This window comes from Methyloglobulus sp. (assembly GCF_046714055.1).
Classification (GTDB): Bacteria; Pseudomonadota; Gammaproteobacteria; order Methylococcales; family Methylomonadaceae; genus Methyloglobulus.
Genome location: NZ_JBKKBJ010000061.1, coordinates 1 through 12,588 on the forward strand (window position 1 = coordinate 1; position 12,588 = coordinate 12,588).

Consider the following 12,588-nt stretch of genomic DNA (forward strand, 5'->3'; position numbering starts at 1 on the left):
GTGTTGAGAAGTTCAATCGCTTTACTGTCGGGTGTTTCCATCGTGACGATTTATTTCTTGAATGGGTCAATAGCTTTATAATGGTGCAATTATACAGGACACTAAGATCAGTTACCCACACCATCAATGTTGTTAAGCTAAGAAAATAGTCCCTACTCCCGATGGGATGCCTACAAGGATGTAGGTAAGTAGGGCAATGCAGGAGAAGTTGCCGAGAAGGTTAGGATGGGGGATATAAATAAGCTTTTCCCTGTGTTTGATTCTCCTCACCACGACCCTCTCCAATAGGAGAGGGGGTATTTTTCCTTAACTTGACGGCGAAACCCACACAATGGCTACCCATGAATAACACGCATTCCGCGCGCCTAGCCCAATTGATAGCAAACAACCAGCAACATCTCATTTGTGGGGGGCTGAAAGGAATAGAAAAGGAAAGCCTGCGTATTTCCAAAGATGGCATTATCAGCAAAACGCCACATCCCAAGGCGCTGGGTTCGGCCTTGACGAACCCTAATATCACCACGGATTATTCCGAAGCATTGATTGAGTTGATTACCCCGCCCTTTGCCGACATCAAAGAAACGCTCAGCTATTTGCAAGCTATCCACCAGCATGTTTACCAGCATTTGGATGATGAAATCTTGCTGTGTACCAGTATGCCTTGCGGTATTAAGGGCGATGAAAGCATACCGATTGCCGAGTACGGCACATCCAATATCGGCAAGATGAAGCATATTTACCGTCACGGCTTATGGCATAGGTATGGTAGGACGATGCAGGCGATTGCTGGCATCCATTTCAATTTTTCAGTGCCAGAAGCACTTTGGCCTGTGCTGCACCAGCAGGAAAACAGCTCAAACAATCTGGAGCAATTCACCTCTGACGGTTATTTTGGCTTGGTCAGGAATTTTCAACGAATCGGCTGGTTGATTTTGTACCTGTTTGGCGCTTCACCTGCGATCTGTAAAAGTTTCTTCAACAGCCGTCCACAGTTAATGGCACAGTTTGAAGAGTTCGACCAAGGTACACTCTATCATCCCTATGCGACTTCCTTACGGATGAGCGACATCGGTTACAAAAGCAAAAACCAGGCGAATCTCAGGATCAATTACAATTCGCTGCCCGATTACGTAAGCAGCTTAAGCCAAGCCATCGCCACGCCTTTCCCTGACTACGAGAAAATCGGCGTGGTGGTTGACGGCGAATATCGCCAGCTCAACAGTAATGTGCTGCAAATTGAAAATGAGTTTTACAGCATCATACGTCCCAAGCAAATTGCCCAATCCTGCGAAAAGCCGACCCTGGCATTGAAACGTCGTGGTGTGCGATACGTGGAAATGCGTTCGCTGGATCTGGATTTGTTAAATCCCATCGGTATAGATGAGGGCAAAGCCCGCTTTATTGAGGCCTTATTGCTGACCTGTTTGTTACAGGACAGCCCACCGATGACGGAAGCGGATTTCCAGACCAATAACCACAATCAATTGCAGGTTGCGAATCATGGCCGCAAACCGGGGCTTGAACTTGAACAGAACGATAAAAAGATTCCTTTGCAAGATTGGGCGCATGAAATCCTGGATTCCATGAATGAAGTTTGTGATATTCTGGATAAGGATGATGGGGATAAACCTCACAGCAAGGCTTTACTGACACAACAGCAAATCGTGCAAAATCCCGATTTAACTGCCTCGGCGCGGATGTTGGCGTGTATGAGGCAAACTGGGCAGCCTTTTAGCCGTTTAGCATTGATTCAATCAATGGAACATGCGGCTTGTTTCAATGGTCACAAGCCCGATGAAACTTTTACGAAGCAGTTCAATGATTTAGCAGAAAATTCACTAGCCAAACAGGCTGCTTTGGAAAACAAGTCGCAGCTACCCTTTGATCAATTTCTCAAGCAATATTTTTCCCAACAGTGTACCGATGACTATTAAAATTGAACAATTACAAACTGAACTGGCACATAAAACCCCGCGCTTCATTCTGAAAAAAGCCTTGTCCTTGTTTGATAACATCGCTATTTCCTTTAGTGGCGCGGAGGATGTGGTGTTGATAGATATGGCGGTCAGCATCCGAAAAGACATTCAAGTTTTCACCCTGGATACTGGGCGCTTGCATCCTGAGACCTATCGTTACATAGAACAAGTCAGGAAACATTACCAGATAGAGATTGAACTGTTAACGCCAGACCGAGACGTGTTGGATGGTTTTGTCAAGCGTAAAGGCTTGTTCAGTTTTTACGAAGACGGTCATCAGGAGTGCTGTGGGATTCGCAAGGTTGAACCGCTCAAAAGAAAATTGTCCCATCTGGATGCCTGGATTACCGGACAACGGCATGACCAAAGCCTGGATACCCGCCAAAACATCCCAGAGGTGCAGATAGACAGCGTATTTTCGACACCGGAACACGAATTAGTCAAATTTAACCCCCTGCTTAACTGGAAGTCAGCCCAAGTTTGGGACTACATCGAAGCCAATCAAGTGCCCTATAACGAACTGCATAAGAAAGGCTTTACCAGCATAGGCTGCGAGCCTTGCACACGCCCCATACTGCCCAACCAGCACGAACGGGCAGGGCGCTGGTGGTGGGAGGAAAGCACGAAAAAGGAATGCGGGTTGCATGTGAGTAATATTACACAAGCTGATTAGGGGTTGGGTTGCCTGCTGTTTGGCAACACAGATCTCACCGAGTACGACAGGATAAAGCAAGGGGCACTGTCGAAAACAGGGTCACAGACCTTAATAGCGGGACTAAACACCTATAAGACTATCAAAGGCGAAACATTTAGATGTGTATTTGAAGTGCGCCAAGCCCCAAAAACAGGTCTGTAGTGCTGGTGACGATGGCGATTAAGCAATAAGGAGGACAGGTGACGGTTTGATGCTCGACATTGCTGCCGCCCCCCACCATAAACGCCCTAAGCGTGTTCAACTCAAGGTAAATTATAAGCGCCTTATGTGTAAGAAATCTCAGGGTTGTTTAGTTAATAATGCTATTTTTCATGCCCAAAATCTTCTGTGCGACTTGATTTCCTGACACACTCACGCCATAAACACCGCAGCCCGGGGAGCTCCAATGCCCAGCAAAATATAAGCCTGTTACTGGTGAAGTATTCTTGGCACGGGCTGGACTGACTTGGGTTGGCATAACATCCCAGCCATAAGCAGCACCTTGGTAATTTTGCGTGTAACGTTGCATGGTGGTCGGCGAACCACCTTCAATAAAATTAATATGCTGTTTCAAGTCGGGAATATATTGCGTTGCGATGTCTAACATCACGTCTATATAATCCTGTTTGGCTTGTTGCCAGGAATTCTCCGCGTTGTATGGCAACAGGGTGGTTAGCATCAGCAAATGTTCGCCTGCCGGAGCCAGCCCTGGGTCAACCAATGTCGGTGCAGTTATGCTGATCCAGGATACTTCCCCCCTCAGTGTCCGCGCAAAATTCAGGTCATGGTCAAAGTCCCGGTAACAGAACGATTCATGGCCCATATTCAATTTAACTAAATCCAAATTTGTTGCTATATAGACCACAAAGATAGACAGGGAATGTTGCATGCTTTTGATTTTTTGCACATAATGTTCTGGGAAGAATTGCTCGCCGACCAAATCGAAGATAGTCTGCCGCATATCTGCATTAGAAACCACCACGGACGCATTGATACGGGTGCCTTTTGCTATGATGCCAGACACTTGGTTTTGTTCAATGATAATCTTTTCAACAGGCGAGCGGAACTGAACGATGCCGCCATGCTGCCTGATGCCTTTAACCAAGGTGTTAGCTAATTCTTGAAAACTTCCCTTGCAATAATAAGCGCCATCAACCACATAACCTATCAACATAGATGCCCAATAGATAAAAGACACTTTTGAAGGCGGTAACCCCAGATACGGCCACAAACTAGCAAAAACCCCGCGTAATTTGGTATCACGGATAAATTTATCCATCACTTTGTCCAGGGTCGACTTACGGTATTGGCATAATGTCGGCATTAATCGGTAGGTGGTGTCATAGTCAGTTAAAATCATTTCACTGGCCAACGCTATTTCTTCGGTCACTTGTAAGCATAGCTGTACCAGGCTTTCCAATCCTTGCCGCTCTTTTGGAAATTGCCGTGCCAGTGTTGCGACAAACGCCGCTATCGACTGGGGAAGGGCGCTGTTAAGTCCTGGATAGTAAACATGGCTGAACGGGTCGACGTTGATAAACTCAAGATCACCGCTTAGCCCCAGAGCATTCAGCACCTTATAAATCACCTGACCGCCTCGGTAACCATCCGGTCCACAGCCGCTGATCAAATGCACACCGGCATCAAAATGGTATTTATTCCGTTTAAATCCATGTGCATAACCGCCAGGACGGTCATGGGCTTCCAGTACGATGACTGATTTTCCGGCTTTGGACAGCAGTGCTGCGGTGGTTAGCCCCCCAATTCCGCTACCAACGACAATAACATCGTAATTCTTCAACCTAGAACCCTCAGTTGGATGCACCCGATGGGTGAGGCCTTGAAGCCGATTAGTGCCAGCATTCATTTCCCCCCCAGTAATAGTTGTAGCGGTTAACTGAGGATTCTAGGTACATGGCTTTTGTAATCCCAATTTTTGCCATAATATCGCAGGGTTCTCAAAGCACATTTCATTGCTTGCCATATCAACGGCAACCTGAGAAGTATAACCCCGTGTTAAACGGATCCCCGACGCTTTATCGACAATTAGATAGTTAATTTTCAAGCGATTTTGCCATTCAACAATTTGCGCCTGTACAATGATTTTCTGGCTGAATTTGACAGACTTGGCGTATCGGATACGAAGATCAATCACCGGCCAGGCATATCCTGAAGCACGCATTTTCATATAGCCGTAGTCAATTTTGTCCAGCAACGCACAACGCGCCATTTCAAAATATTTGGCGTAATGGCCATGCCAGACAATTTCCATTAAATCAACATCAAAAAACGGCACTTCAATTTCGATCTCGCAACTAACAATACATTTACTCATACAAGCTCCAGTGCTGGTCGCGTATCAATTGCAGGCATAGCCGTAATGCTTGCTCCAATGCCCGGTCAGTATCCAAAAAGGGAACATGTTCCCTGACTTGGGTTATGGTCATGATTAAACCGGGACTGAGCAAGGGATTACCGCCCCTCAACTCAACTGCCTGCACTACGGCCATCAGCATGGCAGCCGCAACCTGCTCTGTCAATTCAAGCACCCGAATACAATCGCGCGCCGCAATCGTACCCATGCTCACCTTATCCTGGTTATGGCACTCTGTGGAGCGGGAGAACACGCTCGCGGGCATCGTTAATTTCAAAGCTTCCGCTGTCCATGCGGAAACGGCAATCTGAACGGCCTTAAAACCATGGTTCAATATCGCCTGTTCGGCTTTCGCGCCGGAAAGATTAGCGGGTAAGCCATGATTAAACTTAGGGTCAACAAGCTGCGCCATTTGTCTATCCATCAGGTCGGCCAAATTTGCCACGGCTGTTTTCATACAATCCATTGCGAAGGCAATGTGACCGCCGTAAAAATGTCCGCCATGCAGCACACGCCCATTCTCAGCATCAATGATGGGGTTATCATTGGCGCTATTCAGCTCATTTTCAATAAACTGGCGGAACCAAGGCAACGCATCTTCTAATACGCCAATGATATGTGGCGCACAACGCAAAGAATAACGATCCTGCAAACGAGTGTCATTACGGGGAGGTTGGCAGGCAATCGGTAAATCTTCGCGGATTCGCCGCGCAACAGTGATCTGTCCTGCATGTGGCTTAACGGCGAACAATCGTTCATCAAAATGACCTGCATTGCCCTGTAATGCAACTGAAACCAGGCTGGTGGTGCGGGTACTCAATTGAGACAAATAGGTGGCGCGTTGATAAGCCAAACAGGCGAGGGCGGTCATTACTGATGTCCCATTCATGATTGCCAGACCTTCCTTTGGGTTCAATTTGAGCGGCACAAAGCCTAAGCCGCTAAAAACGGTCTCAGCCGTTTGTGTTTGTCCCTGATACCAGACCTCCCTCTCCCCTGCCAGTACAGCCGCCAGATAAGACAAGGGTGTTAAATCGCCACTCGCGCCGACCGAACCTTCTTGAGGGATTAAGGGCAGGATGTCGTGTTCGAGTAACTTACCGATCTGCTGCAATAGTTGATAACGTACCCCGGAAAACCCTTGAGCCAGGCTATTGATACGCACCGCCATAATCGCCCGAGTCTGTGCCTGATCAAAGTGGGCGCCTAAGCCGCAGCCGTGAAAAGTATAAAGATGCCGAGACAAGTCAGCGACATATTCCAAGGGGATAGGCACGGTACAAGAGTCGCCATAACCCGTCGTAACGCCGTAAACAAAGCCTTCCTCCCGCAGCAGCATGTTAACAAACTTAGCGCCCTTATTGATCCGATCCTTAAAAACGGCGGTATCGCTTATGTGTAGCGATTTCGTCTGGTTAGCGATGTGGCAAATGTCTTCAATGGTTAACTTACCCCCATCGACAATTACGGTTTGTTCAGTCATCCTAGAAACCTCGTAGCTTACTCACCAAACGGGTGAAGCGCAAAACTTTTAAAAAGTTTATTAGCATCATGTCGTTAAATATCCAGGCTAGCGGTCAACTGAGGTTTCTAGGATCATTACCAGCCTGCCAAAAATCATAGAAATTGAACCATTGCAGTGGCTCTTTTAAGCAATAGTGCTGTAGTCGGTCGGCATAATCTTGGGCGTATTTTTGTATGGCTATTTCGCTGTGTTTACGGGGCAGGGCTATACCGTCACTAAAACAATCAAAATAAATTGTCTGCCGATGTTGATGTTTTAAGCAAAACAAGGTGTAGACAGGACATTTAAGCAAGGATGCCAGTATGAATGGCCCTTGCGGAAACAGGGCGGGATGCCCCAAAAAAATGGCACGGGAGACTCGGTCTTGCCCTGTCACGGGTGTTCTATCCGCCGCAATCACAACCAGCTCTCCCGCATCAATCTTGTCCTGCAAAATCATCGCGGTTGCCGCATTTGTGCCGGTCACTTGCATCAGGTTTACACGGCTGGAGGTAGCGTTACGGTTTAACAAGGCATTAAACTTTTTAGCATGCTTGGTATGGACCAATACATTCACGGTCACATCATTACGCAAACTGGCAATAGCCCGTAGCACCTCTAAGTTGCCAAGATGAGAGCCGAGTATCAATAAGCCATGCCCTAGCCTAAGATGCTCAGCAATCGCTTCGCGACCATTATATTCAATATCTTGTAGTGTTATTGAACCACTCAACGCAGCCAATTTATCAATAATGGCATTGGAAAAACTGACAAAATGTCGATAGCTATCGTAAGCAGACCCTTGTAACCCCTGTTCGGGCAAGTACGCCGATACCCTTTGCAGATATTGGCGGCTGGCTTGCCGCCCTGGCCGATTAATCAACCAATAATAGCTAACCACGGGATATAAAAAAAATTGCAAAACCTGCCGACCAAACAACAGATAAACTTTCAACAGCAACTGCATGCCCCAAATGGCGCTTCTTTCTTCAAGCTGCGCCCAGTGTTTCACCGCCATTGCCTTGCCAAAAGGATCGGTAACCGCCACAACATGCCCAAAAACAATTGGGCATGTTTTTTGGAAATCAGCAGATTGTCTTGCAGCATCCTGAAATGGGAAACGCCATCCAGCGGATACTGTACGGCTGCGCCAATATTGACGACCCCCACACCCTGCCAATGTAGGCGCACGGCAATTTCTATATCAAAATCCATACGCTGTCCCAGAGCCGTTGATTGCAATATCTTGTCGACAGCGGCTAGCGGATAGCACCGAAATCCGCACATCCCGTCGCTAATATCGAAAGACAAGGTATTAATCCAAATCCACAGATTGGTGAATTGGCGGCCATACAGTCTTTTTTTCTGGACGCTGCCATCAAAAATGGGTGTCCCTAAAATCAACTTATCGGGGTTTGCGGCGCTGGCCGACAAAAAAAGGCCAATATCATCCAAGCGATGTTGTCCGTCAGCATCTATTTGAATAGCATGGGTAAAGCTATTTCTCAACGCCAATTGCAACCCCGTGATGACAGCCGCCCCTTTACCGCCGTTCCGGGTTCTCTCATGTAAGATAATCCATTGTTTTTCCTGTTTGGCTATCCGTCTTAATTCTGAAGTACACAGCTCTGAACTGCCGTCATTAACCAAAAAGCAAGGCAATTTAAACTCACGCAAGGCCTCAATCACCTGGCCAATAGCCTCATGATGGTTGTATACCGGAATGACGACACAGGTTTTCATATCTTAGCTCCGTACAACAGTCTGCCTGAGCTATGAGATTGGATGCGGGAACTAAAGTCGAAATACAATTTGCCACTGCCTTCATTCCATCTCAGTTGTAGCGTCAGTTTATCGCCAGGGCGGATTATCTTTTTAAACTTAATGACCTCCATGCACGAAAAAGGCTGAGTTATCGAAAAAAATATCTTGCCATACTTTTCCGCCCAAGCCAGTTGGGTAACGCCCGGCAAAATCGGCTGTCCAGGAAAATGCCCAGCAAAATAAAGCAAGTCAGCCTGCATCCGTAAGGATAATTCCACGCAGTCATCCTGTTGGCTGAAAAACTGAAGCTGCGGGAACACTCGGCTATCCAAAGACAATAGACTGGCTATCCTTTCATGGTCAATTTTTCCCTGAGCCGATAAGGGCAACTGGTTGATGAACAACCATTTTTTAGGCAGGACAACGGTTTCAAAACCGTTCAGAAGCTGGTTTCTAAGCTGTTTGATCAAAGCGCCCCGGCCATGTTGCCTTATAGTGTCCAACCCCTGTGCCGTTAAAATGACCACGGCTACAATCCGCGCCCGCTTATCAATCCAGAGGCGGCAATGTGCCTGCCGCACCCGGCCAGACTGCTGTAATGCCTGTTCCATTTCATTCAGCGACAAACGTTTTTCTTCTACTTTTACAATACGGTCTATGCGGCCTAATAGACTAAACCGCCCATCCTTGCACAATTCAAGTTGATCCTGCAAAAAGCAGGGCGTGCCTTCGGGCAAATAAGGTGAGTGAAGCAAGTACTGCTGGTCGGCAGACGGCGCTAGGGTAACGCCAGGAAAAGGGAGCCAGCGTTCATCTGATACTGGCTTGCGCCAAGCTATGCCGCCAGTTTCAGAACTGCCATAAATATCGATAAGCTTTTGGCCACTTTGCTGCTCAATTTGTCTCGCGACATCAATATCCAACGTGCCTCCAGAACTAAAAATTGCCTTTAAACGGCTTATTTCTGACCAAGGCATCAATTCATCAAGCCTTTTTAGCTGAGCGGGGCTGGCTACCCAATACGACGACTGCGAGGATTGCGCGGATTGCGCGGATTGCTCATGCGCGGCTTTTAACATCGACTCTGGGCTTAAATACAGTTTGCTATGGAAACAACGACCGCTCACCAGGGGCCATAACACTCGGAATAACAAGCCATAGATATGCTGATGACTGACTGTCGCCAACACCTGGGACCGTGCCAATTCAATACCCCACTGCTGCTCCAAAGTATCCACTTCACGCTGAAATTGCCACAGCTCTTTTTGAATGGCTTGCGGCTGCCCCGTGGAACCGGAAGTATAGAGCGTTAATGGCGACCGCTGCAAGTCCAATGCTGATAACGCCATTGTGCCTTCAGCACTAGGTAATAGCAGTGCCTTACCCGAAGGCCAATCACCCAATAAATGGCAGCCTTGTTGCATCAGCTTTTCAGCGGTTGCGGGCCTGTTGTTAGCGGCAATCCAGACAGCCTTGCCAGAATGCCACAAAGCAAACAACATAACGGCAAAGGGATAAGCCTCTTCATAATATAAGGCATATTCCATTTCAGGCCGCCGTACTAAAACAGCCGCTTTGCCCGCTACATCCCGACTAAAATCAACACGGCCTATCCGTTGCCCCTGATAGTGGGCAACGGATAGGTCTGGCGCTTGCTCTAGAGCGCACTGCGACAGTGGTGTCCGTTTTAATTCAACGGACATATTTTTTGCACCCTGATACGGATCAGATATTCAATCCCCATTAACAATCCTATCAGACCATACGCAATGAAGCCATTGTAGAGGCCCCACCAGAAAAAATCGGCCCATAAAGCCGTTCCTGCGGCAATTAAGCCATTGATGATAAAAAATGCGCACCAGACCTGCGTTACTTTTCGGGTATAGACGGCACCTTGAACCGACAAGTCGGGATGTTGTAAACGCGCCACCCGTTCAATGATGGGAGGAGGATATGCCAAACTAATGGCAAACAATAAGAATAAGCAAAGATTCACCCATACCGGATAAAAGCGCAAACTTAACTCGCTATTGTGCCAAATGGCAAAAACAAAATATATAACACCTGCCCCAATCAGCGCTCTGCTCCATTGCTTATTGGCAGGAAATAAAAAAAAACGAATCATTAACATCACCAGCAAGGCAGCCGAAATTTTCCATGGCATCATCACTTGAATACCAAAATAGGCAGCTAACGGATATAACAGCATAACAAAACCAATGAGACTGTTTAGCAATCGGAGTATCAGGTATCCATTAGTAGTCGACCAAAAATTGTTTAACATTTTTTCGTTTGCAGACCTTAGAAAATCAGACTTGGGTGTTAGGCTTATGATCGCCTACTCAAGTTTGAATATCGCTTCAACAACATCACCCACCGTCCGGGCGGCCTTGAAGTCGTCAGCTTTTACCTCCCGCCCCGTGATTTCTTTCAGTTTTACGATCATATCAACCGCATCAATACTGTCAAAGTCCAGGTCTTCATACAGGCGTGCGTCTAAAGTCACCTGGTCTTCTTCAATTTCAAACATCTCCAACATGATTTTCTTGATACCATCCAAGATTTCATCACGATTATTCATATCTTCCCTCAAGTCCGTTTGGATTCAATGCCTGTTTGGATTCAATGAACGCAGCCAATTTAGCCACCGATGCGAAGATTTTTTCGACATCATCTGTTTCCGCGTCTATCCGAACATCATATTTCTTTCTAATGGCCAGACCCAGTTCCAGGGCATCGATTGAATCCAGTTCAAAACCTCCATTGAATAATGCCTCCTGACTATCAAAATCGGCAATATTTAAATCTTCTAAGGCCAGTGTATCAATGATCAGTTGTTTTAATTCATTTTCCAGGTTGCTACTCATGGTGGTTCCGTTGTTGACTAAAATAATCTTGTAAATAGCTGTTGAACCGGCGTACGGCAATGCTTCTTGGCGCTATCGCCTGAAATTCATCTAATGCTATATCATCACCTACTGTCATCGATAAATGAAATCTCCGCTCAGGTATTTGATACCATTTTTCCACTTTCGTTAAGGTACTTGGCACACAATGCAGCGTAACCGGTGTAACCACTGTGTCAGCCTGCAGGGCAATCGTTGCTGCGCCACGCTGGAATTTATATTTAGCATTCGGTACTGTCCGTGTACTTTCGGGAAAAATAACCAGGATGCCGCCGGACTTTAAATAGTCCGCACAACTGTTGATCATCTGCTCCGGATCTTCATTGCTGATATAACCTGCATTGATGATAGGCCCTTTCATGCAGGGATTATGCCATAATTTTTTTTTAACAATGCAACTGGCAGTCGGAATTCTACTAAGTAAAAATACTATATCAATCAAGGTTGGGTGGTTTGCCAAAATTAACTGGCCTGGTCGGTTCAACTTTTCCAAGCCATTAATTTCATACGTCATAATGCCAATTCTGTGCATTAGGCCGATAAAAACATAAAAACTGTAATGCACACACTTTTGCGCCCGCTGCCTTTTCTTAGGAGGGCTCTCAGGAATAACATTAAGTACCGGAAAGGCCACTATCCATAATAAAAAACCGCCTATCCCAAAAACACTAAAACTCAGGCCAGTTGCAAACAAACGCCAGTAATAATTGAGCCTTTTTTTCATTATAATTGACCTGCGATCACGGCCATCAAGTTAATAGCCTCCCATTTTAACATTGTTTTAAAATGGGATAGCGTTCCAGCTTAGGTGAAATTAGACTAATCCATACATTCGTTTTTTGCTATGGTAGCTAACGCGCTTTCATGCCCTCGATATCTTTGTTGGGTTTAGCCTGCCAGTGCTCCAATTGGGCCATATAATTAAAGTTTTTCACTTTATTCGTTTATAAAAGCTAAAACATCCCGTCAGCAATATTTCATAATAAGCAGATGGTTGCTTAGGCATCACTCAGATGACCAAACAGAGGAAACCGAATAGGCCATCATTTTCTTGATTTATGGGAAAGGTATCCGGTATTAATTTTCAGGCATCCATTCCATTTCATGGTGGAATGCGTGTAAATAAACGGAATTAGTTCGCAAATTATTGAAGTGCTTGACATAATTTGATATAGTCGTTCGGATGATTGTGCAATCCGGAGAGTTATAGACTGATTGCGGTCACTCTTCACACGACTTAATAACTCATGTTACGCAGGCAACAATATTCCCGTATGCCGCGCCGAGTACCGGTGATTTTATTGGGAATCGCCCGATAGGGGCGCGGCAGGGAAGCCGCGCTTTGCCGAAGGGACAAGGATGTCCCTTTT

At 46.4% G+C, this 12,588-nt stretch carries 13 protein-coding genes; 2 read left to right on the forward strand and 11 right to left on the reverse strand.

The features are described from left to right. Positions 1 to 341: 341 nt before the first annotated feature. Together gshA and ACLQ6D_RS03595 are read left to right on the forward strand one after the other, a co-directional pair. Positions 342 to 1,934 (forward strand): glutamate--cysteine ligase, encoded by a 1,593-nt coding sequence (gshA, locus tag ACLQ6D_RS03590; protein WP_411725906.1) that lies wholly within the window; start codon positions 342 to 344, stop codon positions 1,932 to 1,934. After that, positions 1,924 to 2,649 carry a phosphoadenylyl-sulfate reductase gene (locus tag ACLQ6D_RS03595; RefSeq protein WP_411725907.1) on the forward strand — a complete coding sequence of 242 codons (726 nt, stop codon included), beginning with the start codon at positions 1,924 to 1,926 and terminating at the stop codon, positions 2,647 to 2,649. Before gshA ends, ACLQ6D_RS03595 begins: the two co-directional genes overlap by 11 nt. A 136-nt stretch (positions 2,650 to 2,785) precedes the next feature. On the opposite strand, the gene ACLQ6D_RS03600 is transcribed toward ACLQ6D_RS03595, so the two are convergent. The 11 genes from ACLQ6D_RS03600 to ACLQ6D_RS03650 all read right to left on the reverse strand — a co-directional run bounded on the left by ACLQ6D_RS03600 (position 2,786) and on the right by ACLQ6D_RS03650 (position 11,942). Further along, positions 2,786 to 2,932: a hypothetical protein gene (locus ACLQ6D_RS03600; protein WP_411725908.1), complete on the reverse strand. Its 147-nt coding sequence runs from the start codon at positions 2,930 to 2,932 to the stop codon at positions 2,786 to 2,788. 48 nt (positions 2,933 to 2,980) lie between these two features. Then, entirely contained in the window at positions 2,981 to 4,537 is a 1,557-nt protein-coding gene (locus tag ACLQ6D_RS03605) for a phytoene desaturase family protein (protein ID WP_411725909.1), read from the reverse strand. A 39-nt stretch (positions 4,538 to 4,576) separates the two neighbouring features. Beyond that, entirely contained in the window at positions 4,577 to 5,005 is a 429-nt protein-coding gene (locus ACLQ6D_RS03610) for an acyl-CoA thioesterase (RefSeq protein ID WP_411725910.1), read from the reverse strand. Further along, complete coding sequence (gene hutH / locus ACLQ6D_RS03615; protein WP_411725911.1) at positions 4,998 to 6,527, reverse strand: HAL/PAL/TAL family ammonia-lyase; 1,530 nt, start codon at positions 6,525 to 6,527, stop codon at positions 4,998 to 5,000. The genes ACLQ6D_RS03610 and hutH overlap by 8 nt, the downstream gene beginning before the upstream one ends. A 94-nt stretch (positions 6,528 to 6,621) precedes the next feature. Beyond that, the gene (locus ACLQ6D_RS03620; protein WP_411725913.1) at positions 6,622 to 7,596 is read right to left on the reverse strand and encodes a hypothetical protein; all 975 of its coding nucleotides are present in this window, start codon (positions 7,594 to 7,596) and stop codon (positions 6,622 to 6,624) included. Continuing rightward, the gene (locus ACLQ6D_RS03625) at positions 7,557 to 8,291 is read right to left on the reverse strand and encodes a glycosyltransferase family 2 protein (protein WP_411725914.1); all 735 of its coding nucleotides are present in this window, start codon (positions 8,289 to 8,291) and stop codon (positions 7,557 to 7,559) included. Before ACLQ6D_RS03625 ends, ACLQ6D_RS03620 begins: the two co-directional genes overlap by 40 nt. Beyond that, on the reverse strand, positions 8,288 to 10,015 hold the full coding sequence (locus tag ACLQ6D_RS03630; protein ID WP_411725916.1) for an AMP-binding protein: 1,728 nt from the start codon (positions 10,013 to 10,015) through the stop codon (positions 8,288 to 8,290). The genes ACLQ6D_RS03625 and ACLQ6D_RS03630 overlap by 4 nt, the downstream gene beginning before the upstream one ends. Next, the gene (locus ACLQ6D_RS03635; RefSeq protein ID WP_411725917.1) at positions 10,000 to 10,596 is read right to left on the reverse strand and encodes a hypothetical protein; all 597 of its coding nucleotides are present in this window, start codon (positions 10,594 to 10,596) and stop codon (positions 10,000 to 10,002) included. The genes ACLQ6D_RS03630 and ACLQ6D_RS03635 overlap by 16 nt, the downstream gene beginning before the upstream one ends. 54 nt (positions 10,597 to 10,650) lie before the next feature. After that, positions 10,651 to 10,893 (reverse strand): acyl carrier protein, encoded by a 243-nt coding sequence (locus ACLQ6D_RS03640; protein WP_411725918.1) that lies wholly within the window; start codon positions 10,891 to 10,893, stop codon positions 10,651 to 10,653. Beyond that, entirely contained in the window at positions 10,886 to 11,179 is a 294-nt protein-coding gene (locus ACLQ6D_RS03645; protein ID WP_411725919.1) for a phosphopantetheine-binding protein, read from the reverse strand. The genes ACLQ6D_RS03640 and ACLQ6D_RS03645 overlap by 8 nt, the downstream gene beginning before the upstream one ends. Further along, positions 11,172 to 11,942: a lysophospholipid acyltransferase family protein gene (locus ACLQ6D_RS03650; RefSeq protein ID WP_411725920.1), complete on the reverse strand. Its 771-nt coding sequence runs from the start codon at positions 11,940 to 11,942 to the stop codon at positions 11,172 to 11,174. Before ACLQ6D_RS03650 ends, ACLQ6D_RS03645 begins: the two co-directional genes overlap by 8 nt. Positions 11,943 to 12,588 lie beyond the last annotated feature (646 nt).

Excerpts from the sequence above, each read along its gene's own strand:
- ACLQ6D_RS03635 (WP_411725917.1), bottom strand. The coding sequence starts at position 10,596 with ATGTTAAACAATTTTTGGTCGACTACTAATGGATACCTGATACTCCGA.
- gshA (WP_411725906.1), top strand. The coding sequence starts at position 342 with ATGAATAACACGCATTCCGCGCGCCTAGCCCAATTGATAGCAAACAAC.
- hutH (WP_411725911.1), bottom strand. The coding sequence starts at position 6,527 with ATGACTGAACAAACCGTAATTGTCGATGGGGGTAAGTTAACCATTGAA.
- ACLQ6D_RS03605 (WP_411725909.1), bottom strand. The coding sequence starts at position 4,537 with ATGAATGCTGGCACTAATCGGCTTCAAGGCCTCACCCATCGGGTGCAT.
- ACLQ6D_RS03650 (WP_411725920.1), bottom strand. The coding sequence starts at position 11,942 with ATGAAAAAAAGGCTCAATTATTACTGGCGTTTGTTTGCAACTGGCCTG.
- ACLQ6D_RS03640 (WP_411725918.1), bottom strand. The coding sequence starts at position 10,893 with ATGAATAATCGTGATGAAATCTTGGATGGTATCAAGAAAATCATGTTG.
- ACLQ6D_RS03625 (WP_411725914.1), bottom strand. The coding sequence starts at position 8,291 with ATGAAAACCTGTGTCGTCATTCCGGTATACAACCATCATGAGGCTATT.
- ACLQ6D_RS03610 (WP_411725910.1), bottom strand. The coding sequence starts at position 5,005 with ATGAGTAAATGTATTGTTAGTTGCGAGATCGAAATTGAAGTGCCGTTT.
- ACLQ6D_RS03595 (WP_411725907.1), top strand. The coding sequence starts at position 1,924 with ATGACTATTAAAATTGAACAATTACAAACTGAACTGGCACATAAAACC.
- ACLQ6D_RS03630 (WP_411725916.1), bottom strand. The coding sequence starts at position 10,015 with ATGTCCGTTGAATTAAAACGGACACCACTGTCGCAGTGCGCTCTAGAG.
- ACLQ6D_RS03645 (WP_411725919.1), bottom strand. The coding sequence starts at position 11,179 with ATGAGTAGCAACCTGGAAAATGAATTAAAACAACTGATCATTGATACA.